This window comes from Teichococcus globiformis, assembly GCF_042646265.1.
Lineage (GTDB): Bacteria > Pseudomonadota > Alphaproteobacteria > Acetobacterales > Acetobacteraceae > Pseudoroseomonas > Pseudoroseomonas globiformis.
The window spans coordinates 1-21710 of sequence record NZ_JBHRTN010000024.1 but is presented as its reverse complement, the minus strand read 5'-3'; the positions used below and the strand labels follow the sequence as shown (position 1 = coordinate 21710).

Here is a 21710-nt window from a genome sequence, read left to right as displayed (position 1 = left end):
GCTCAGCCCTCCGCCCGCGCATCCACCGCCAGCGTCCGCTCGTCCGAGCGCGGCGAGAAGGCGATGCCCTTCCGCACGGCCCACAGGTTCTGCAGCATCAGCAGAGGGATCATCGGCAGATCGGCCATGGCCTTCTCCGTTGCCTCGATCAACAGCTTCTCGCGCGCCGCGTCATCCACGGTCGAGGTCGCCTTGACCACCAGTGCGTCCAGTTCCGCGTTGCTGTAACGGCCGTAATTGTACAGGCCGAGGCTGCGCTCCTTGTTGTGGCTGGCCATGCACTGGCTGAGCATGTAGCCGCCCTCGAAGGTCGCGCTGCCCCAGCCCCAAAGGCCCATGGAGAATTCCTGACGTCCGCCGCGCGCGACATAGGTGCTCCAGGGGATGGCATCCACCGTGGTCTGCACGCCAATGCGCGTCCACATCTGTGCGATGGCCTGCGCCAGCCGCGCATCGTTGGGGTAGCGGTCATTGGGTGTGTGCAAGGTGAGCTGGAAGCCGTCGGGGAAGCCGGCCTCCCCCAGCAGCCGGCGGGCACGCTCCGCATCGGGCTTCGGGGCCGCGACATTGGGGGCGTAGGAGTAGCTGCCCGGGGGCATCCACTGGCCCGTGGCCTCGGCGGTGTCCAGCATCACGCGGCTCGCCAGCGCGTCCCGCTGGATGGCCAGCGACAGCGCCTGCCTCACCCGCAGGTCGCGGAACGGGTTGCTGGCCAACGGCTTGCCGCCCTTGTCCGTGACAAAGGGGCTCTCGCCTTCCCGAGAGAGGTCCGGCACGAGGTACAGCAAGCGGATGCCGGGAATGGCGGCGACGTTGATGCGGTTGTCTTCGCGAAGGCGCGGCAGGTCGCTCACCGATGGCGTGTCGATCAGGTCCACATCGCCCGACAGCAGCGCGGCGGTGCGACCGGCGGGATTGGTGATGAGCCGGAGCGAAACTGTTTCCCACCCCTGCTTCGGACCCCACCAGAGATCGTTGCGGGACATCTCCACCCGGTTGCCGGGAGTGTAGGAGGCGAACTTGTACGGGCCGGTGCCGATGGCGGCCTTGCCGGAATTGTAATCGGCCGTGGTGGCGTTCTCGCCCACGCGGCGCGAGACGATGCCGACATAGGTCAGGTTCGGTCCGAGATCCGGTGCGGGCACGGGCGTGTGCAGGTGGATGGTCAGAGGATCGATCACCTCCACCCGCTCCACTGCGCGCAGAAAGCCGCCAAAGCCGCCCGGACTGTTCGGCACGTTGCGTGCGCGCTCAAAGGTGAAGACGACGTCATCGGCAGTGAAGTCGCCGCCATCGTGGAATTTCACACCAGGGCGCAGCTTGAATTCCCACACCGTGTCCGACAGCGGCTTCCATTCCGTCGCCAGGCCCGGGATCAGCCGGCCATCGGGGGCACGGTTGATCAGCCGCTCGAACATGTGCATCGCAACAGTATGGTTGGGCACGGCGTGATAGAAGTGCGGGTCCACCGTGGTGAAGGCGCCGCCTAGCCCGATCTGCAGGGTGGTGCCGGCGGCGCGGCCGGGACGAGGCGCCAGCGCCCCCCAGCCCGTGGTGGCGAGAAGGCCGGTGCCGGCCAGGAAATGACGGCGTTGCATAGACGTTTCCTCTTCGTTCAGCGCGTGGGCCGGAGCGGCAGTTCCAGGGCCGAGGCTTGGTCACCGCCGCGCAGCAGGGCCAGTTCCGGCGGGCGGCCATGCGGCACCTGCACGCAGTGGTCGGCATCCATGCCGGCGATCGATAGGCGGATGCGGCTGCCGGCGCTGAACACCCATGAGACCGGCAGCAGCGGGATGCGGATACGCTCCGCCCGCCCCGGCACCAGCGGCGCCGCATCCTCCCGACGGAAAGAGCGGAACGGCCAAGTGGTGCGGTACCAGGGCGGCACCGGGCATTCCTTGCGGTGCAGGGCTCGCAGCAGGCCTTCGGTTACGTACCGCACGGTGCCATCCGCTTCCACTTCCGAGACATAGGCGAAGATGGCGGCATCCGGCGTGTCGGCGCTGAGCCAAAGATCGGCCAGGCCATGGCCTGTCAGCTCCATCTGTTGATCCAGCGGAGCGGAGGACCAGCCTGTGAGCTTGGCTTCGCGTTCCTGCCAATCGGCATAATAGACCGTGCTGTTGATGCCGGCGATGCGCTCGTAGCGGGTGCCGTCGCCGCTGCCCCAGGCAAAGTCGGCGCGCAGCACATCCTTCCCTGCGGCGCCCGCCTCATCTTCCAGCGCGCCGGCGCCGAGATGCAGGCGCCGGACGGTGTCAACCGGCGGCCAGGATGGCGCCGCGCGCCAAACTTCTTCGTGCAGGCTGAAGTAGTGGACGGGCTGCTCCACCGCGAGCCCTGTGTCGCGCTTGAGCAGGTAGTGATCGAAGAAGCGGAGGACTTCACCGAGCAGCGCAAAGTCGGACACCTGTTGCCGCCGCCAGGGCGAAACATTGCAGCGTGCGCCGTGATCCCAGGGTCCCAGCAGCAGATGTACCTTGTTCTCCCGCAGCGTCAGGAAGCGTGCGATGGCACCGTTGGCGTAGCCTGCGCCGTCCATCCAGCCGGACACTGCCAGCACCGCCACCTCCTCGCCGATGCCCTCGCTGACGGAATAGGGACTGAAGGACGCCGAGCTGAAGGAAGGGTCGTAGGGCAACGGGTCCTCGCGGAAGCGGAACTCGCCCATGAAGTCCGGCTGCCGGAAATTACCCAGGTGCTCGTGCAGCGCCTCGGCGAGCAGGGAGCCACTGGCGTCCTCGTCTACCGGGTGCGGGCCGCGCAGGTCGGGATTGGCATAGTAGACGTAGTTGCGCAGCAGGTCGCGGCGGTCGTGGTCCATGGCGACCATCAGGTCGTCGTAGCTCTTGGCCAGCTGCTTCAGCAGGATGCCGCCAGGGTAGTAGTTGTCGGCGTAGGTGTCCCACACCGCGAAGAGCGGCGCGATGGCCTTCACCGCGGGGTGCCCCGTACTGGCCAGGAAGTCGGAGGCCGCGCCAGGATAGGAGATGCCCGTGGCGCCAACCTGTCCGTCGGACCATGCCTGGGCCACGATCCAGTCGGTGATCTCGCGGCTGTCGTCGCGTTCCTTGGGCGAGCGGAAGCTGTCCCGCGTGCCAAAGGAGGCGCCGGTGCCGCGCACATCCACCACCACCACCGCGTAGCCGCGCGGCACCAGGTAGCGCACGAACTTGCCGGCATTGGGGATGGCGTCGGCGTCGCTGCCGGGTGCCACGGCGAAGCGGCGGTAATAGGGCGTCAGGATCAGGATGGCCGGCACCCGCTCGTCCACCGGGCCGGCAGCGCCTTCCGGCCGCCAGACATCGATGGCGATGCGGCAGCCATCCCGCATGGTGAGGTAACGGGATTCCGGCGCCGCGGGCAGGGCGTACCCGGCCGCGCGTGCGGCGGCATAGTCGGAAGGGGCGACGTGCCAGGCGGCACTGCCGTGATCGCTGTCAGACATCCTTGGAACCTTCTTGCCGCCGGGCAGACCCGCGGTGTCATGGGCCCGTCACGGATGCCGAACTGGGCCCGATGCGTCAAATGCATTATATGTCTCATCCCATGCGCTTTCCGCACGATGACTGGAGGCTCGCCTGCACAATCTGCGATCGCTGGAGGCTCTGCGGGCCTTTGTGGAAAGCGGCTCCGTTTCCCAGGCCGCCATGCGGCTGGGGCGGACACAGCCACAGGTTGGCCGCCTGCTATCGTCCCTGGAACGGGAGCTTGGCTTTGAGCTGTTCAGCCGCGAGAACCGCCGCCTGTCCCTAACAGCCGAAGGCCTGCGCTTCTGGCAGCATGCGGAGCGCGTCCTGGCCGGGCATGACGGATTGCTGCGGCTGGCGGATGGCATCCGCCAAGGCCGCAAGGCCAGCCATCTGCGGCTGTTGACCGCGCCGCAGGTGGCCAGCTTCGTTCTGGGCGAAGCCTTGCGTGTCATGGCCGCGCGGGTGCCCGAATTCTCGGCCATCGTGGATACCCGCATCCGCCTGGACGCCGAAACAGTGCTGGAGCAGGAGCATTTCGACATGGGCGTCACGGTGCTGCCGCTGGCGCATTCCGGCCTGAAGGTGGAGCCGCTTTGCGAGGTGGAGGCGGTGGCGGTGATGCGGCGCGATCATCCCCTTGCCCGGCTTCCGCAGGTGGCGGCAGCCGATCTCGATGGGCACGACATGGTGGTGACCCATCCGCGATCCCTTCTGCGGCAGGGGCTGGAACAGCGCTGCCGCGATGCCGGCGTGACGCCGCGCCACCGCTTCGAAGCTTCCAATGGCGTGGTGGTGTGCCAGATGGCAGCGCTGGGGCTGGGCGTGGCGCTGGCCGACCCGTTTGTCGCCCGCTCCTCACCCGCGCCCGGCATGGTGATGCGCGCCTTCGCGCCCGCCATCCCCCTGCCCTACGGCGTGTTCTTCCCGACCTGGCAGCCGCGGGCCGGCATCGTGGACGAGTTCGCCAGCTTGGTCGCGCAGACAGCGCGGCTGGAGGCCGACACGCTGATGCGCAACCTGCGACGCCGTCAGGCCAGCGGTTGAGGCGCCCGCATCACAGCGCGGCGACGTGGTCGAGCAATTGCCGGATCTCCCGCCGTGCTGCCTCGTCCAGGGGCGCCTGGGGCGGCAGCGGCGCGCCAACCGGGAAGCCCTGGATTTCCAGCGCGCCCTTGATGCAGGCGGCAAGGGAATGGCGCGCGAAGGCCTGGTTCACCGCCCACAGCTCGCGCTGCAGCGCCATGGCCGCGTCCCACTCCCCCTTGCGGCAGAGATCATAGAGCTTCACGCTCTGCCGCGGCACGATGCAGCCTGGGCCCGCCATCCACCCGACGCCGCCCAGCATCATGACGCAGGCCGGGATGTGCGCCGAGGCCGCGAACACGCCCATGCGCCCGCCGGTTTCGTTGATGATGGACAGCAGACGCCCGGTGTTGGTGGAGGCATCCTTGATGTAGCGGATATTGGGCACCGCCGAGAGGCGCCGGATCACCGGCAGGGAAAGATCGGAGCGTTGGAACTGGGGATTGGTGTAGAGCACCACAGGCCCATTGGTCGCCTCGGCCACCGCCCGGAAGTAATCCTCCACCCCGCCCTCCGAAAGCGGAAAATAAGCTTCGAGGATGGCCAACACCCCATCCGCACCACGCGCCATCACCTCGCGCGCCAACGCCGCCCCGTCCCGCGTCGTGGTGGCGGCAACGCCGGCCACAACGGGCACCCGGCCTCGTGCGGCCTTCACGACGACCTCCACGATCTCCAGCCGCTGATCCTTGTCGAGATAGGCGAACTCTCCGGTGCTGCCGAGCGGCGTCAACCCATGCACACCCGCTTCGATCAGGTGTTCCACCAACCGGGCGAGAACATCGCGCATCACGCGCCCTTCCCGGTCCACCGGAGACACGAGGTAGGGGAACACGCCCCTTAGCTCAGGAAGTCGCGTGGCGATCATGAAGACATCTCCCAGGAAGCCTGTGCCGGGCGTGGCCGGAATGTTCACGCCAGCATGAATCATGGGCGCAGGCCAGATCGGGCGACCAAGCCGCGATACCCCGGCTGATCTCGCGGCACGGTGTGACAAGCAGGATGCTGCCTGATGCGTCCGGAACACGGCCATGACGGCCCCTGGTTCTTGCGGCGACGCCCGCAGTACACCGATCCTTCTCCGATCTCTCAGGACAGGCCGGGTTGGAGGTGGTGTGGCGATGGCCATGCCGGAACGGCCCGAAGGCTGGCGGCGTCGGGGCCGATCCCGGCTGTCGGCAATGGCAACTGTCCCTGGAAAATGGGGACCAACTGTCCCTTTGGCCTGGGTGCGGAAAGGCACAATCTGAGAAAACAAAAACCAGAAACCGGAAACGATCCATGCAACGTCGCACGCTCTTCATGGCAGCCCTCGGTGCTCCGGCGGCCGCCATCCTGCCGCGCCCGGGCTACGGCCAGACAACATCGCAGCCTGCCCCGCAATCGCCCTGGCCGAACCGGGCCATCACCCTGGTCGAAGGCTATCCGCCCGGCGGGGTGACGGACCTTGCCTCCCGCGCCGTGGCCGATCCTATGTCGCGCATGCTGTCCGTCCCGGTGGTGGTCGAGAACCGGCCCGGCGCTGCGACCTCGGTGGCCGCCACCTACGGCGCCCGTGCCCGGCCGGATGGCTATACGCTGGTGATGGGCACCACTACCCTGGCCATCAACCAGACCCTGCAGCCCCATCTGACACCCAAGGACCCGGCGCGGGAGCTGTCTCCGATCGGCATGGTGTTTCGCACGCCATTCATCCTGCACGTGCATCCTTCCGTGCCGGCCAGTACCACGGCGGAACTGATCGCCCACTGCAAGGCCAATCCGGGCAAGGTGCTGTTCGGCTCGCCCGGCACTGGCTCGGTCAGCCACCTGTGCCTGGAAATGTTCCGCGCGCGTGCCGGCATCGACATCGTCCACGTGCCGTATCGCGGCGGCGCGCCGGCGGCGCTCGACCTGCGCCAGGGTCGCATCCACGTGGTGTTCCAGGCCATCCAGGAAGCCGCGACGACGCTCGGTGATGGCGGCACCCGCGGCCTGGCCGTGACAGCCACCTCCCCGATCCCGAACTACCCGAATCTGCCACCGATCGCGCAGACGCTGGAAGGCTTCGAGGTGTATTTCTGGCAGGGTCTCTTCGCGCCGGCGGAAACGCCGGAGCCGATCCTTGGCCGGGTCGCCGAGGCGCTGCGCGCCGCCACCGGCGACCAGGCGCTGCGCACCCGTCTGGCGGAACAGGGCGTGGAACTGGTGAGCGGCGACGCCGCCATGCTGCGAACTGCCCTGGCCGATGACACCCGCCGCTGGGGCGCCGTGATTCGCGAGGGCAACATCAAGCTCGAGTAAGCCGCGGCCTTCCTCCCTTTTCCCCAACGAACCGGTTGTCCGGCCCGCCTGAGGCCGGAGCGGCCCCGCGCGCCCGAACGGATCACCACCATGACGATCAGCAACCTCACCTCCCGCATCCCCGGCTTCCACCGCATGACTCCGGCGGAACGGCTGGAGGCCGTCGCCGCCTTTTCGGGCCTGGACGAGGCAGCGCGCGGACAACTTTCTGCGCCAGGCAATATCGATCCGCACCTGGCCGACCACATGATCGAGAATGTGGTGGCCACCCTGTCCGTTCCCATCGGCGTCGCCACCAACATGCGGGTGGATGGCCGCGACGTCCTGGTGCCCATGGCGACGGAAGAATCTTCCGTCGTTGCTGCTGTCTGCAACTCCGCGCGGCAATGCTACGACGCTGGCGGCTTCACCACCTCCATTTCCGGCACGCTGATGATCGCCCAGGTGCAGCTGACCGGGGTGAGCGACCCGGAGAATGCCCGGCTGCGCATCCTGGAGCGGCGGGAGGAGATCGCCGCCGCCTGTGATGCCTGCGACCCGATGCTGGTGCGGCTGGGTGGCGGCTTCCGCGAGCTGGAGGTGCGCATTGTCGCTTCACGCGGCGGACCGATGGTGGTGACTCACCTCATCATCGACACGCGCGACGCCATGGGCGCCAATGCCGTCAACACCATGGCGGAGACGCTGGCTCCCACCATCGAAGGCTGGACCGGCGGCCGCGTCCTTCTGCGCATCCTGTCCAACCTCGCCGACCGGCGCCTGGCCCGCGCTCGCGCCACTTGGCCGGTGGAGGCGATCGGCGGCGCCGCGGTTCGCGACGGCATGATCAGCGCCTACCACTTCGCAGAGGCCGATCCCTACCGCGCCGCGACCCACAACAAGGGCATCATGAACGGCGTCTCCGCCGTTGTGCTTGCGACCGGCAACGACACGCGGGCGGTGGAGGCCGGCGCCCATGCCTATGCCGCACGCGCCGGCCGTTATTCCAGCCTCACCCACTGGGAGGTCACAGCGGAAGGCGACCTCGCCGGCTCCATTGAGCTGCCGATGCCGGTCGGGCTGGTCGGCGGCGCCACCCGGATTCATCCCACGGCGCAGGCCTGCCTTAAGATCCTGGGCGTCGCCACGGCGGCGGAGTTGGCCCGGGTCATCGCCGCTGTGGGCCTGGCGCAGAATTTCGGCGCCATGAAGGCGCTGGCCACCACAGGCATCCAGAAGGGCCACATGGCGCTGCACGCCAACAACGTCGCCATTGCCGCCGGCGCGACCGGCGATGAGGTGGCGCGCCTCGCCGCCATTCTGATCGAGCGCCGCCAAGTGCGGCAGGATGTGGCGGTGGCGGAGCTGCAACGGCTGCGCGGCGGCTGAAGAAGCACGACCTGCGCTGCCCGACCATGTCCGCATTGCGGAGGGCCTGGCCGCGCAGCGGGTAGCAGAACGCGGCGCAACCGTGCCGCCCGCATTCTCCGGCAACGCTTCGGAAGGCTGCCGCAACAACAAAAACAACGGCTCTGACGCCGGAAGCCCGGACCGCTTCGCCCCGGTGGTGGAGCGGGTCTTCCTGGTGACAGGGGCCGGGCCTTCAGGACCGTGCTTCCAGGACGGCCTTGCGCAGAAAACGCAGGAAATGCGGATCGCTGGCATGGGCGACGTTGAGCCGCAGGGCTGCTGGTCGCGCCGTGGTGCCCGGGCTGAACACCGCGCCTGGCGCCAGGAAAATGCTTTCCGCAGCCGCCATGCGGCAGAGCGCCGCCTCGGACATGCCGTGCGGTAATTCGGCCCACAGATAGAAGCCGCCATCGGAGGGGCGGCTGAGCGGCAGGCCGGCCTCGGCGAGGTTGCGCAGCGCTTCCGTCGTCGCCGTCTCGACACGCCGGCGCAGGCGCCGCAGATGTCGGAGGTAATGGCCGTCCTCGATCAGCCGCGCCACCAGCCGCTCGGCGTATTGCGAGGTGGACACGATGGTCAGCAGCTTGAGGTCGTTGAGCGCCTGCACCGCCGCCACGCCGCCGGCCAGGAAGCCGACGCGCAGCGAGGCCGACAGCGTCTTGGAAAAAGTCCCGACATAGAGCACGCGCCCCAACCCGCCGATGGAGGCCAGACGCGGCCTCGTGGCAGGCAGCAGATCGGCAAAGGCATCGTCCTCCACCAGCAGAAGCCCGTGCTGCTCGGCCAGAGCGACCACGCCGTGCGCGACCTGTGCCGACAGTGTGCCGCCGGTGGGATTATGCGCGAGGGACTGGGTGAAGAAAGCCCGTACCTTACCCTGCGACAGCCGGGCCCGCAGATCTTCCAGGTCCGGCCCATCCTGATTGCGGCGGATGCCGATCACCTCCGCTTTCGCCAGGCGCAGCTTGGCAAAAAGCGGGTAATATCCGGGATCGTCCACCAGCACCCGGTCGCCAGGTGCGACCATCTGCCGGATGACAAGGTCGAGGGCATGGTTCGCCCCCTGCGTCAGCAGCAGCTGATCCGGCGCGCAGGCAATGGATCGCTCGGTCAGCGCGAGGGCGAGCTGTTCGCGGAGCGGGCCGTATCCCCAGGAGCTGCCATAGGCATGCGCCTCGCCCCGGTGCTGCCGCCGACCCGCCAGGGCCAGGTTCCGCGCCAGCTCCGACTCTTCCATCCAGGAGGGCGGCGGGCGGCCTTCTCCGGGGCGGAGGCGATAATGCTGGTCGGTTTGTTCGCGCAACAAGGAAACCAGGCTGAGGGCCTCCACCACCTCCTGCCGCCGCGGCGGCGGACGCGAGGGAAGCCCGGCGACGAAATAGCCTGCGCCGCGACGCGCTTCCAGCAAGCCGGAGGCTACAAGGCGGTCATAGGCCTCGGCCACCGTGTTCTTGGACAGTTCATGGTCCCGTGCCGCGACACGGATGGAAGCCAGGCGGGTGCCGGGCTTCAACAGGCCATTCTCGATCGCGGCGGCAACCTCCTGAACGATCCGGTCCGGCTTTGAGCTCGTCCTCATCGGGCCGACCTTACCGACGGGTGCCGCACGAAGGAATGGCCCCCCCATGCCCGCTACACGGGATGAAGGCTCAGCCTGAGGGCTTCGGCGCCGCCGGTCCGAAGCTCACAACCTCGTCGCGCCCGTGGCCGCCGGCTCCCCCAACGCGGCGTTCACTGCCCTGCGGAGTTGGGCAAGGGTGAAAGGCTTGCGCAGCGCCGAGGCGGGAACCTCTTGCAGGGCCGGATCCTTCTGCTCTGCATAGCCGGTGGTGAGAAGCACGCGCAGGCCGGGCCGAAGCCCCCTTGCCCGCGCCGCCAACTCCGTTCCCGTCATGCCCGGCATGGCGAAATCCGCCAGAACAAGGTCGACCGGCGTATTCCCACCCAGCCAGCGTAGGGCATGACGGCCGCTTTCCAGCGCCGTCACCTCATGGCCGAGGGCGCGCAGCATGTCCGCCGCCGTGCTGCGGACATCGGGGTCGTCATCAACCAGCAGAACCCGGGCCGGGCTGCCAGGCATCGCCGCCTCAGGGCCGGCCGGCGGCGCGTCCCCGGCGCCGGCGCTTTCGCGCGCGCGTGGCAAAAACAGCCTGACCGTGGTGCCGACGCCCGGCTGGCTCTCGATCGTCACGTCGCCGTCCAGCTGCTTCACGCTGCCGAAGACCTGGGCAAGGCCAAGGCCCGTCCCACGACCCACCTCCTTGGTGGTGAAGAACGGCTCGAAGGCGCGCGCCAGTACCTCCGGCCCCATCCCCTCGCCGGTGTCGCAAACCTCCACGGCCACCTGGTCGCGCGGATCCATCCCAGCCAAGGGGCCCGGGGAGGCGGAAAGGTTCATGGTGCGGATGGTCAGCTCGCCGCCGGCCGGCATGGCATCGCGCGCATTCAGGGCGAGGTTCAGGATGGCCAGTTCGATCTGGTTGGCATCGGCCATGGCCGGCCACAGTTCCTGCGCCAGATGTGCCGAGAAGCCGATCTTCCCGCCGAGACTGCGGTGCAGCAGGTCGCCCATGCCGACGATAGTGCGGTTCAGGTCGATGGGCTGCGCCTGAAGCTGTCTGCGGCGCGAAAAGGCCAACAACTGCCCTGTCAGCTTGGCCCCGCGCTCCGCCGCCTGCTGGGCGTTGCGCAGCAAACCGCGCAGCCGGGCATCGTCCCCGATGCGGTACTCGATCAGCTCGAGCGAGCCGCTGATGGCCGCGAGAAGGTTGTTGAAGTCATGCGCGATGCCGCCGGTCAGCTGGCCCACCGCCTCCATCTTGCGCGCCTGGTGGGTCTGCGCCTCCGCCGAGCGGCGCAGCGCGACGAGCTCCAGATGGGTATGCACCCTCGTCCGCAGTTCGCGCGCCGAGAATGGCTTCACAAGGTAGTCGTCGGCGCCTGCTTCCAGACCTTCCACGCTGGCCTCCTCGCCCGCGCGGGCGGATAGCAGGAGCACGGGCAAGGTGCGCAACGCGGGATCGGAGCGCACCGCGCGCAGAAGCGCGAAGCCGTCCATCACCGGCATCATCACGTCGGTGAGCAGAAGATCGGCCGGCTTCTCCCGCAGCGCCGCCAGTGCGGTGGCGCCGTTCGCGCAGGACACCACGTCATGCGCCGGCGCGAGCAGGCGTTCGACATAGGCCCGCATGTCCGCATTGTCGTCCGCCAGCACCACCCGGCGGCGCGGGTTGGCGCCGGCACGCAGCGCCGTGTCGGCCGCTGCCCGAAGCGGAGCAACGGCGCCGGCCGGCGCCCCTGCCGGGGCCTCCCCATGCGAGGGGTGGGGAACATCGATCCAACGCAGCGCTTCCTCCACAAAGGGCGTTGCGCCAACGCCGGTCGATTGCAGCTGGCGCGCGGCGCCTACGCGCTCAGCCGGAAGATGGGCGTGCCCCAGCGGCAGGGTCACTTCGAAACGCGCGCCGTGCCCGGGGGAGCTGGCCACCTCGATCCGGCCGCCATGCAGATGCACAAGCTCGCGCACCAGCGAAAGGCCAATGCCGGACCCTTCATGGGTCCTGCTGCGCGCGCCTTCCACGCGATGGAAACGATCGAAGATCTTGTTCAGGTGTTCGGAGGGGATGCCGCCGCCGGTGTCGCTGACCGTCAGCCGCACGGTGCTTTCGTCGGTGGCATGCAGCGACACAGCGATGTGACCTGCGAAGGTGTGCTTGAAGGCATTCGAGATGAGGTTGAGGACGATTTTCTCCCACATGTCGCGATCGACATAGGCGTCCTCTGCAAGGGGCGGACATTCGATGCGCAACGTCAATCCGGCCCGCTCGATCGCGGAACGGAAGGTGCTGGCCAGTTCGGCCGTGAAATGCGGCAGGTCCACCCGCTCGAAGCTCGCATCGGCGCGCCCGGCCTGAACGCGCGAGAAATCGAGCAGCGTGTTGACCAGCCGTAACAGCCGCAAACCGTTGCGCTGCGCGAGAAGCAGCTCGTCCCGGACAGCAGCGTCGAGGTCGGAACGCCGCAGCAGCTCCTCGATGGGGCCGAGCAGCAGGGTCAGCGGTGTGCGGAACTCGTGCGACACGTTGGAGAAGAACTGCGTCCTGGCGCGATCCAGCTCGGCCAGCGCTTCCGCGCGCCGGCGCGCTTCCTCATAGGCACGGGCGTTGCGCAGCGCAGTGGAGATCTGGTCGGCCACCACGTCGCAGAAGGCTCTGTAGGTGTCGTCCCAGGCACGGCTCGGGCTCAGCCCGAGGATCAGAACACCGAGAGCCTGGGTGCTGATCTCGCCGCGCACCGGCAGGATGACGGCATCCTCCACCAGGTCGTTCCACAGCCCTCCGCGCAGTCCGAGGCGGGATGCCAGCCCCCGCGCCTCCACCACCTCGCCACCGAGCGCCGGGGCGCAACGCCATGGCGCTTCATCCGCGTCCGCACCCATCAACGGGGGTGCGAAGGGATGATCCGCCGGCAGGCCGGTCGCCGCCGCGCGCTGCAGGCTGCCATGGTCGTCGCGCAGGTAGAGCAGGGCAAAGGGAAGATCGAGCGGATCGCCGGCCAACGCCGCCGCAAGATCGCGGCAACTCGCCTCGACGCTGCGGATCTCCCGTGCGGACGTGCCCAGCGCGTGCAACAGGCTGAGGCGCCGCTCGCCCACCACCTGCGACGTGACCTCGCTGCACACCGCCAGCATGCCGACGATGCGGCCCTCATCATCCTCGGCCGGCGCGTGAGACACGCTGAAATACGCTTCCTCGCGGTAGCCGGCTCGCTCCATCAGCAGCGGCAGGGCCGGCGTCCAGTTGGCACTGCCGGTTTCCATCACCCGCGCGATCATCGGGCCGAGCGTGTCCCAGCTTTCTTCCATCGCGACGCGGATGTCGCCACCGAGCGCGCCCGGATGCTTGTCGCCGATTAGGCCGGCATAGGCATCGTTGTAGATCTGGGTGAAGCACGGCCCCCAGGTCAGGATCATCGGGTATTGCGATGAAAGCAGGGTTCGCACCGTGGAGCGCAGGCTCTGCGGCCAGGACAACACTGGCCCCAGTGGGGTGCCAGCCCAGTCGAGCGCTCGGGCGAGTTCGCGTACCGATCCAGTTCCGCGGAAAACAGCGTTGCCCGAAACCTCGCCCATGGTGCTCCTGCTCGCGGTATCGTCCACGCGGCGCTCGGCCCCGGGGACCGGCTTATTCTGCCACTTCCCGCTTCCGGCCGGAACCTGCCGCGTCCACGGGGTGCGGGGGATGGCCTTATGGCTCGGCCGCGGCGGCCTTCGCCCCACTCGCCAAGCCGCGACGCTCAGCGCGCGGATGTGACAATCCCATCCTCGATCTGCATTGAAACGGAACAAGGCGGAGGATCAGGCTACCGTGTCCACCCATGGTGGCGGACCGGAATGGATGGAGTGGCCGAACAGGCACAAGCAAGCGGAGGCGAAGATGGCGCAAGTGGATGGCGACAGGCTGAACGCCCTTCTCGGCAAGATGCTGGGCGACCTTGGCGGAGCATACAGCGTGCCGACTGTGAGGATCGGGTTTCGCCTGGGATTGTTCGAGACCCTCCACCGGGAAGGAGCGGCCAGCGCTGGCGAACTGGCGCAGCGCACAGGGCTGTCCGAACGCTACCTGCGGGAATGGGCCCTGGCGCAGGCGGCGAATGGCTACCTCGCCTACGAGGAAAGCTCCGACCGCTTCTCGCTGACGCCCGAACAGGCGATGTTCTTTGTGGTCAAGGAAAGCCCCTTCTACCTGGAAGGGGCCTTCGACCTCGTGGCCGCCATGATCGAAGGCGAAGCCAAGGTGGAAGCGGCCTTCAGGAACGGTGGCGGGGTTGCGTGGGGCGACAGCGCCGGCTGCCTGTTCTGCGCCGTCGGTGCCTTCTTCCGCCCAAGCTACGTCAACAACATCGTCCAGTCTTGGCTTCCGGCGCTGGATGGGGTGCTGCCGCGGCTGCAGGCCGGCATCCATGTGGCGGATGTGGGTTGCGGCGTCGGCTTCTCCACGCTGCTGATGGCCAAGGCGTTTCCGAATTCGCGTTTCACCGGCTACGACTTTCATGCCCCCTCGATCGAGCAGGCCAACGTCCATGCGCGATCGCACGGATTGGCGGAACGGGTGCGCTTCGAGACGGCAGCGGCCAAGGCACTGCCGGATGAGGGCTTCGAATTGGTGACCATGTTCGACTGCCTGCATGACATGGGCGATCCGCGCGGTGCTGCCGCCCATATCCGCTCGCGACTGAGGCCGGGGGGCACCTGGATGATCGTGGAGCCCATCGCTTCCGATCAGCCCGGCCGGAACGTCGCCAGCCCGGTGGGCCGCCTCTACTACAATGCGTCCACGATGATCTGCGTACCGACCTCCCTGTCCCAGGAGGTGGGAGAAGCGCTGGGCGCCCAGGCCGGCGAAGCGCGGCTGCGGGATTGCCTGAACGGCGCCGGCTTCGCCCATGTACGACGGGCCACCGAAGGACCGTTCAACATGGTTCTGGAAGCGCGTCCCTGAGGGGCGGCCGCAGGATCAGATCTCGTCCTCGGCCAGAAAGGCGGTGAGCTCGGCCAGGAATTGCGGCCAGGCCGGCTCATCCTCCAGCAGAATGTGATTGCGCCCCTGCAGGGCGACAAAGCGCGCGCCGGGGATGCCCATGGCTAGTCGTCGGCCTTCCTCGAACGGCACCACGGCATCGTCGATGCAGTGCATGACCAGGGTCGGCACGCGGATGCGAGGCAGCAGCGCCTCAACCTGGATCGTGCCGAACATGTCGGTCAGACGGATCGCGTTCTGCGGCGATGTGGTCAGCTTTTGCAACTCGTTGAACCAATGGATCTGCTCGGGCTTGGCCTCGGGGATGAACAGGCTGGTGAAGGATTGCCGGAATGCGGGGGTGTTGGCGCCCCAGCCATGCAGCATCAGCGTCCTCAGCGCTTCGCGGATCGCCACCTCGGATGGGTTGCCGCGCATCGCCCAGCCGCGTGCATAGCCACCGAACAGCACGAGGCGCGTGACGCGGTCCGGATTCTCCGCCGCATAGGCCACCGCCGAGGCGCAGCCCTGGGAAATGCCCAGCATGGGAAAGCGCCCAAGACCCACCGTCTCCACCACGGCCGCCAGGTCGCGCTGGCAGGCGGCAAAGGAAAGATCCTCGGCATTCCAATCGGACAGGCCGTTGCCACGCTGATCGTAGCGGACCAAGCTCCGTCCGGCGGAGAGTTCTTGCATCCAGTGCTGCCAGACCGGACTGCGCCAGTCATGCTCCAGATGGGTGAGCCATGTTCCCGGCTTCACCAGCGGCCGCCCTCCGCCGCTGACCGCGTAGGCGATGCGGACTTCATCCGTGGTCCGGCAGAAGCGGACCTGCTGGCGCGTGGGCGGGGCCAGCAATGGAACAGGCGGTGCAGCCAGCAGGTTCTCAGACCCTGCTGCCTGGGGGGACGCCGCCTGCTGCGGCGGCATGACCTTCCCGGTGGCGACGCGGAGGCCTGCCGCGGCGCGATCCAGAAGGCTGGTGGGAAGGCTGGCCTCACGCAGGAACTGCAAGCCGCTGTCGCAATGCTGCCTAGCTTCATCGTGCCGTCCCAGCCGCAGCAGCAGATCAACCAGTGTGCTCCGCGCCGCCGCGTCATACCGATCAAGCGCCACCAACCTGCGTGCATAGAACAGCGCCTCCTCCGGCATCACGGGCGCGAGCTGAACCATCAGCTTGTTCAGCAAGGCTTGCTGCGTGCGCCGCACGTCTTCGCGCTGTGCCAGGCACCAGGCCTGGAAATCGCCCTGCGCGGGCAGGTCGAGGCCCTCCAGGAACGCGCCGCAACTCTTTTCCACAACGGCGCGTAGCCTGTCCACGGAAGCGTCATGCGGCACGGCGCCGGCATCGTCGCTCTCGGCGTCCAGGAGCGCATGCAGGTCGCAGTCGAGGCCCTCTGTCGCAAAGGCAACCGTCTCGCCCCGGGCCACGATCCGGGACGGGCTGCCCGGCTCATCGACGAGGAGCCTCAGCTTGCTGAGGCTCCAGCGCAGCGCCCCGCGCGGGTCGTCGGGAACATCCCAGAGCAGATCGCAGATATGGTCGCGCCGCTGCGGGCGTCCGGTTGCGATGAGATAGGCCAACAGGGCCCGCGTTTTGCGGGATGGCGGCAGCAGCTGCGGCTCTCCGTCGCGCAGCACAGCCATCTCGCCGAGCAGCCGGATCGTGAGCATGGCAATCTCGGTGGATGTGAGGCGTTGGCCCGGCCAATCACCCGGACCAGTTGCGCGATGACGACACTCCCCGTCCAGAAGGTCTGGCAAGACAACAGAGCGGGAGGTCAGCCACGGGCCGCCCGATCCCTGGCGCCATCCCTGCCCGCAAACTTCCGGAAACCACGCTGAGCGCCCGCATTTCCACGCTGCTGCAAACAAGGATTCACATGCTGCCGCGGCATTGTGCGCCTCGCCAAACAACCACGGGCAGCTTCGGGTGCCCCAGCGAGGAGACAATGACGATGCGCAAGACACAGAGCTTTCTGGCTGTGCTGACCTTGGCGCTGTCGGCCGGCATGGCACAGGCGCAGACCCTGAGCATGACCGGCCATGGCGAGAATTTCGGGCTGGATTACGGGTCCGGCCATATCGGCAACATCGTCGGTGGTGGGGCCATTGAACTGCATGGCGGCGGTCAGGAAGGGCGGATTGTCTATCGAGATGCAGCCTTTGCGCGGCGGCCATCGGGCGTGCCGGTGGATGCCGGCGGGGAAGGTCAGCTGGTCTACCTGCCGCTTCCCTCGGCTTCCATGATGATGTCGGTGCGCTGACGCAGCACGGCGGTCATCCGGCAAGGCAACGAGTTGCCGCGGGGGAATCGCGCCCTCGCGGCAATGGCTGCACGGCAAGCCAAAAACAGAAAGGAACATGGTCGATGACAAGGGAACCGGCTGTGCCGCTTCGGGCAGCGACGGTCATCTGGTCGGTGCCGGACGGCGTCACCGGGGCGGATCTCGAGGACCTCATCCGGCGCGCCGCCTTGGCGAACTCGGCGCTGCTTCGCGGCGACATAGAAGGGTACCGCGCGCAGATCTCGCACACGGCGGATTTCGCCTTGATGACCCCGTTCGGCGGGCCGCCCACTCTCGGCTTCGATGCCTCGCCGGACGGTCTCGCGGCACTGGCGCGATTCTTTCAGGGTGGCACTGCGAAGTTGGAAATCGTGCGCTGCTACAGCTCGGGCGACATGGCGGTGCTGGTGGCGATCGAACGGCAACGCGCCGCCGTCGGTGGCCTGCCGGAGCAGGACTGGTCGTTGCGCGTGACGCTGGTGTTCCGCCGCGAAGCTTCACGCTGGAGCTTGGCGCACCGGCACGCCGATCCGCTGGTGCGCCGCATCAGCCTGAACGAAGCTGCTGTGCTGGCGCGGGAGGAGCCGGCTGCGAAACGGGCCTGACCCTTCGTAGCTTCCGTCCTCCAGGCTTGCTGCTGACATGCGACCAAGGAATGGGCGGATCCATCCGCTCAACGGTGGAGACTCCCTTGGCCTGATCAAAGCATGGTCAGAGCGGTTATGGCTGATGTCGGCGTTGCTTGCCAGCGCCAGGGCTCCCTGGGGTACCCGGCCCATCGGTCAGCCAGGCGCTGCAACAGCTAGACAGCGCACCAGCCGCGATGCCGCCAACCTGGAACGTCTTCTAAACGTCCAGGTTAGCGACCTTCAGCGCGTTGCCGACAATGAACTCCCGGCGCGGCTCCACCACATCGCCCATCAGGGTGGAGAAAACCTGCTCGGCATCCTCCACATCCTCGATCCGCACCTGCAAAAGGGTCCGCACGGCCGGATCCAGCGTCGTGCTCCAGAGCTGGTCGGGATTCATCTCCCCCAGACCCTTGAACCGCTGGATGGCCAGGCCCCTGCGGCCCTGGGCCAGGATCCGCTCCAGCGCCGCCAGCGGACCGGCCACGGCAACGCCGCTGCCGCTTTCCATCTCGATCATTCCCGGTTCGGCCCAGGCCTGGGCAAGAGTGGACTGCCGCTCGGCCAGCCAGCGCGCTTCCGGGCTGCGGAGCGCGGCGGGATCGATGCGGTGCCGTTCCGCCACGCCTCGCACGGTGCGCCCCACGACCAAGCCTTCCCCCCCCGTGGTCACCTTCCAGCCACGCTCGGACGGAGCAGCCAACGCATCGAGCCTGGCAGCCAGCACGGGGGCAGCAGCCAGCCCGGCATCGACGTCGCCGGTCAGGGCACCGGCCACCGCCGCCTGCTCCACCATCTCGGCCGGCACATTCCCGGATAGGCGACGGATCCTGTGCGCCACCTGGCGAAGGGATTCAACCATCTCCCGCAGCTCGTCGCCCTGCAACTCGCGCCCGTCGCCCAGGCGCAGCTTGGCGCCGTGCAGCGCCTTCTCCAGCAGGTAATCCTCGAGCGCGCGGTCATCCTTGAGGTAGCGCTCCTCCTGTCCCCGCTTGGCGCGGTAGAGCGGCGGCTGAGCAATATAGAGGTGGCCACGATGCAGCAGTTCCGGCATCTGCCGGAAGAAGAAGGTCAGCAACAGCGTTCGGATATGCGAACCGTCCACATCGGCGTCGGTCATGATGACGATGCGATGGTAGCGCAGCTTGTCGGCAGAGAAGCCGCCCCGGTCCACAGGACCGGTGCCGATGCCGGTGCCGAGCGCGGTGATCAGCGTGCCGATCTCGGCCGAGGACAGCATCTTGTCGATGCGCGCCCGCTCCACATTCAGGATCTTGCCTTTCAGCGGCAGGATTGCCTGGAAGCGGCGGTCGCGCCCCTGCTTGGCGGAGCCACCGGCCGAGTCACCCTCGACCAGGAAGATCTCGCACTTGCTCGGATCCTTCTCCTGGCAATCGGCCAGCTTGCCCGGCAGGGTCGAGATGTCCAACGCGTTCTTGCGGCCCACCTTGTCGCGCGCCAGCTGCGCCGCCTTGCGCGCCGCGGCGGCAAGCACGACCTGGTCAAGCACCGCACGGGCTTCCTTGGGGTGCGTCTCGAACCAGTGCGACAGCGCATCGGCCACCGCCGCCTGCACCACCGGCTGCACCTCGGAGGACACCAGCTTGTCCTTGGTTTGCGAGGAGAATTTCGGGTCCGGCACCTTCACCGAGACCACGGCGGTGAGGCCCTCGCGCATGTCCTCGCCGGACAGCTCGACCTTTTCCTTCTTTGCCAGATCCTCGGCGTACTTCATCACCACACGGGTCAGCGCCTGGCGAAAGCCGGCCTGGTGCGTGCCGCCGTCGCGCTGCGGGATGTTGTTGGTGAAACACAGCGCCAATTCGTGCGGCGTGCTGTTCCACCACATCGCCAGCTCGACCTGGATGCCGGTGCCTTCCTTGGCCTTCAGGCTGATGGCAGGCTTGAAGATCGGCTCCTTGGCGCGATCCAGCCATTCAACGAAGGCAACAAGGCCGCCATCGAAGCGGAACACCACTTCCTTGGCCGATTCGCCGGCGGCCAGGGGACGCTCGTCGCGAAGCGTGATGCCAAGACCCGAATTCAGGAAAGCCAATTCCCGAAGACGCTTCTCCAAGATGCCAAATTCGTACTCGGTACGGGTGAAGGTGCCGGCAGAGGGCTTGAAGGTCACTTCGGTGCCCGAACCACGGATCGCCGGCCCCACAACGTCGAGGGGCTTCACCGTGTCACCATGTTCGAAGCGGATCAGGTGCTCCTGCCCATTGCGCCAGATGCGCACCTCCATCCATTCGGACAGGGCATTGACGACCGCAGCGCCCACGCCGTGCAGGCCGCCGGATACTTTGTAGGAGTTCTGGTTGAACTTGCCGCCGGCATGCAGCCGGGTCAGCACCACCTCGGCCGCGGAAACGCCTTCCTCGGCATGGATGTCGGTGGGAATGCCGCGTCCGTCATCGGTGACGGTGACGGAGCCATCAGCGTTGAGCACGACCTCGCAGGAGGTCGCATAACCCGCTTGGGCCTCGTCCACGGCGTTGTCGATGATCTCGAACGCCATGTGGTGCAGGCCCGAGCCATCATCGGTATCTCCGATGTACATGCCAGGACGCTTGCGGACGGCCTCGAGTCCGCGAAGCACCGTGATGGAGGCGCTGTCATAGGCATCCGCCATCGGATCGGTGGCGGGGGACGGCGCGCGCGCGGACTCACTCATGCCGGCGGGTAACTCCTGCTTCAGGCGGGCTTAACAGCCCATTTTATAGCGGTTTTTGATCATGCCGGCACGGGTAAATCGGTGATGGGCACAAGCCCGCCAGGGATCGCTGCCAGGAACTGCGCCCGGCCATGCAAAGGGGTGAAAGGCGCTGCTTCGGTGCCTGTGAGGAAGCATTGCGCCGGCAGGGCCGCAAGCCCTTCGAACAAGGCTTCGCGGCGGCCTGGATCAAGATGCGCCGCCACCTCGTCTAATAGCAACAGGGGAGCGAAGCCACGGTGAGCCGACACCAGGGCTGCCTGCGCCAGAATGATGGAGACGAGCAGGGCCTTCTGTTCACCGGTGGAGCAAAGTGCGGCCGGAATGCCTTGAGGTAGCAGGTTCATCTGCAGATCAGTGCGATGCGCGCCTTGGCGTGCACCGCCAGCGGCTGCGTCGCGAGCGCGATCGGCAGAAAGGTGGCTACGCAGCGCTTCCTCCACTGCCAACGCCGGCTTCTCCTGAAGAGCGTCGGATATGGGGCACAACAGGGACAGGCGCGCCGACGGAAAGTGCCCCACCAGTCCTGCCTCCAACGTCTGGTTCAGGCGGGCGACAGTAGCCCGACGGCCAGCGACGGCTGCAACAGCGTGGCGGGCCATTGTGTCCTCCAGCGCCGCAAGCCAGCGCTGTTCATGGCGCCCTTCGGCGAGCAGGCGGTTGCGTTGGGTCATCGCCGCATCATGCGCCGACACCTCACGCGCATGGCCGGGCTCCAGCGACCAGACCAGCCGATCGAGGAAGCGCCGCCGGCCTCCAGCACTTTCCTGGAAAAGCCGATCCATCTGGGGCGTCAGCCACAACAGCGCCAAGCGGCGGGAAAGCTCCGACTGGCTCCGGATAGTCTGTCCATCGAGACGAAACTGACGCCGGTCGGAACCAGCCTCTGCACCGGAGCCGATGGTCACTGGCCCTGCTGGAGCCTCAAAATGGCCGGCAACAAACCATCCCTGGTTGGCTGCAGAGCCATGCCTGACAAGCTCATGACCTTTGGCTGCGCGGAGACCACGACCTGGGGAAAGAAGGGAGATAGCTTCCAGCAAGTTCGTCTTGCCGGTGCCATTTGCACCCGCGACGACGATGATGCTGTCACAGAAGCTATAATCTAGGGTGGCATAGCTTCGGAAATCCTGCAGCAGCAGGCGATGAAGGCGAAGCCGTGACGTATCGTGCACAAACGATGTTTAGCACTCGCCGCTGATTGTGGCGAATGCTGAGATCGTTAAAGCAGCTATCATTGGGATGCGGGGACAGGATTTGAACCTGTGACCTTCAGGTTATGAGCCTGACGAGCTACCGGGCTGCTCCACCCCGCGGTGGTGATGGTTGGA

The 21710-nt window shown here is 67.3% G+C and carries 14 protein-coding genes and 1 tRNA gene; 6 read left to right on the top strand and 9 right to left on the bottom strand.

Features of this window, described 5'->3' with window-relative positions:
• Positions 1 to 2 precede the first annotated feature (2 nt).
• Together ACFOD4_RS19530 and ACFOD4_RS19525 are read right to left on the bottom strand one after the other, a co-directional pair.
• Positions 3 to 1598: an ABC transporter substrate-binding protein gene (locus tag ACFOD4_RS19530; RefSeq protein ID WP_379599157.1), complete on the bottom strand. Its 1596-nt coding sequence runs from the start codon at positions 1596 to 1598 to the stop codon at positions 3 to 5.
• 17 nt (positions 1599 to 1615) lie between these two features.
• Positions 1616 to 3448: a CocE/NonD family hydrolase gene (locus tag ACFOD4_RS19525; protein ID WP_379599155.1), complete on the bottom strand. Its 1833-nt coding sequence runs from the start codon at positions 3446 to 3448 to the stop codon at positions 1616 to 1618.
• Between the two features lie 121 nt (positions 3449 to 3569).
• Here ACFOD4_RS19525 and ACFOD4_RS19520 point away from each other — a divergent pair, with 121 nt between their 5' ends.
• A complete protein-coding gene (locus tag ACFOD4_RS19520) occupies positions 3570 to 4517 on the top strand; it encodes a LysR family transcriptional regulator (RefSeq protein ID WP_379599183.1) in 948 nt (315 codons plus the stop codon).
• A gap of 10 nt (positions 4518 to 4527) precedes the next feature.
• Here ACFOD4_RS19520 and ACFOD4_RS19515 read toward each other — a convergent pair whose 3' ends face one another.
• A complete protein-coding gene (locus ACFOD4_RS19515) occupies positions 4528 to 5472 on the bottom strand; it encodes a dihydrodipicolinate synthase family protein (protein WP_379599153.1) in 945 nt (314 codons plus the stop codon).
• A gap of 365 nt (positions 5473 to 5837) precedes the next feature.
• Here ACFOD4_RS19515 and ACFOD4_RS19510 point away from each other — a divergent pair, with 365 nt between their 5' ends.
• Positions 5838 to 6839 (top strand): Bug family tripartite tricarboxylate transporter substrate binding protein, encoded by a 1002-nt coding sequence (locus ACFOD4_RS19510; RefSeq protein ID WP_379599152.1) that lies wholly within the window; start codon positions 5838 to 5840, stop codon positions 6837 to 6839.
• A 90-nt stretch (positions 6840 to 6929) separates the two neighbouring features.
• Positions 6930 to 8207 (top strand): hydroxymethylglutaryl-CoA reductase, degradative, encoded by a 1278-nt coding sequence (locus tag ACFOD4_RS19505; protein WP_379599150.1) that lies wholly within the window; start codon positions 6930 to 6932, stop codon positions 8205 to 8207.
• Between the two features lie 214 nt (positions 8208 to 8421).
• Here the strand turns inward: ACFOD4_RS19505 and ACFOD4_RS19500 are convergent, their stop codons facing one another.
• Entirely contained in the window at positions 8422 to 9807 is a 1386-nt protein-coding gene (locus tag ACFOD4_RS19500; RefSeq protein ID WP_379599149.1) for an aminotransferase-like domain-containing protein, read from the bottom strand.
• Positions 9808 to 9912: 105 nt separating this feature from the next.
• Entirely contained in the window at positions 9913 to 13359 is a 3447-nt protein-coding gene (locus tag ACFOD4_RS19495; protein WP_379599147.1) for an ATP-binding protein, read from the bottom strand.
• A gap of 304 nt (positions 13360 to 13663) precedes the next feature.
• On the opposite strand from ACFOD4_RS19495, the gene ACFOD4_RS19490 reads away from it, so the two are divergent.
• Positions 13664 to 14728 carry a methyltransferase domain-containing protein gene (locus ACFOD4_RS19490; protein WP_379599145.1) on the top strand — a complete coding sequence of 355 codons (1065 nt, stop codon included), beginning with the start codon at positions 13664 to 13666 and terminating at the stop codon, positions 14726 to 14728.
• Between the two features lie 15 nt (positions 14729 to 14743).
• Here the strand turns inward: ACFOD4_RS19490 and ACFOD4_RS19485 are convergent, their stop codons facing one another.
• Positions 14744 to 16420, bottom strand: coding sequence for an alpha/beta fold hydrolase (locus tag ACFOD4_RS19485; protein WP_379599144.1), 1677 nt, complete (start codon positions 16418 to 16420; stop codon positions 14744 to 14746).
• A gap of 284 nt (positions 16421 to 16704) precedes the next feature.
• Here ACFOD4_RS19485 and ACFOD4_RS19480 point away from each other — a divergent pair, with 284 nt between their 5' ends.
• Both ACFOD4_RS19480 and ACFOD4_RS19475 read left to right on the top strand, forming a co-directional pair.
• Positions 16705 to 17013, top strand: a complete 309-nt coding sequence (locus tag ACFOD4_RS19480; protein WP_379599142.1) for a hypothetical protein — start codon at positions 16705 to 16707, stop codon at positions 17011 to 17013.
• Positions 17014 to 17117: 104 nt separating this feature from the next.
• Positions 17118 to 17639 carry a YybH family protein gene (locus ACFOD4_RS19475; protein ID WP_379599140.1) on the top strand — a complete coding sequence of 174 codons (522 nt, stop codon included), beginning with the start codon at positions 17118 to 17120 and terminating at the stop codon, positions 17637 to 17639.
• 241 nt (positions 17640 to 17880) lie between these two features.
• Here ACFOD4_RS19475 and gyrB read toward each other — a convergent pair whose 3' ends face one another.
• The 3 genes from gyrB to ACFOD4_RS19460 all read right to left on the bottom strand — a co-directional run bounded on the left by gyrB (position 17881) and on the right by ACFOD4_RS19460 (position 21695).
• Positions 17881 to 20340, bottom strand: a complete 2460-nt coding sequence (gene gyrB, locus ACFOD4_RS19470) for a DNA topoisomerase (ATP-hydrolyzing) subunit B (protein WP_379599138.1) — start codon at positions 20338 to 20340, stop codon at positions 17881 to 17883.
• A 59-nt stretch (positions 20341 to 20399) separates the two neighbouring features.
• A complete protein-coding gene (gene recF / locus ACFOD4_RS19465) occupies positions 20400 to 21554 on the bottom strand; it encodes a DNA replication/repair protein RecF (RefSeq protein WP_379599136.1) in 1155 nt (384 codons plus the stop codon).
• Between the two features lie 67 nt (positions 21555 to 21621).
• Positions 21622 to 21695 (bottom strand) — tRNA-Met (locus tag ACFOD4_RS19460).
• Between the last annotated feature and the right edge of the window lie 15 nt (positions 21696 to 21710).

Coding starts and splice junctions, on each gene's coding strand:
- ACFOD4_RS19530 (WP_379599157.1), bottom strand. CDS start 1,598: ATGCAACGCCGTCATTTCCTGGCCGGCACCGGCCTTCTCGCCACCACG.
- ACFOD4_RS19525 (WP_379599155.1), bottom strand. CDS start 3,448: ATGTCTGACAGCGATCACGGCAGTGCCGCCTGGCACGTCGCCCCTTCC.
- ACFOD4_RS19510 (WP_379599152.1), top strand. CDS start 5,838: ATGCAACGTCGCACGCTCTTCATGGCAGCCCTCGGTGCTCCGGCGGCC.
- ACFOD4_RS19505 (WP_379599150.1), top strand. CDS start 6,930: ATGACGATCAGCAACCTCACCTCCCGCATCCCCGGCTTCCACCGCATG.
- ACFOD4_RS19500 (WP_379599149.1), bottom strand. CDS start 9,807: ATGAGGACGAGCTCAAAGCCGGACCGGATCGTTCAGGAGGTTGCCGCC.
- ACFOD4_RS19495 (WP_379599147.1), bottom strand. CDS start 13,359: ATGGGCGAGGTTTCGGGCAACGCTGTTTTCCGCGGAACTGGATCGGTA.
- ACFOD4_RS19490 (WP_379599145.1), top strand. CDS start 13,664: ATGGCGCAAGTGGATGGCGACAGGCTGAACGCCCTTCTCGGCAAGATG.
- ACFOD4_RS19485 (WP_379599144.1), bottom strand. CDS start 16,420: ATGCTCACGATCCGGCTGCTCGGCGAGATGGCTGTGCTGCGCGACGGA.
- ACFOD4_RS19480 (WP_379599142.1), top strand. CDS start 16,705: ATGCGCAAGACACAGAGCTTTCTGGCTGTGCTGACCTTGGCGCTGTCG.
- ACFOD4_RS19475 (WP_379599140.1), top strand. CDS start 17,118: ATGACAAGGGAACCGGCTGTGCCGCTTCGGGCAGCGACGGTCATCTGG.
- gyrB (WP_379599138.1), bottom strand. CDS start 20,340: ATGAGTGAGTCCGCGCGCGCGCCGTCCCCCGCCACCGATCCGATGGCG.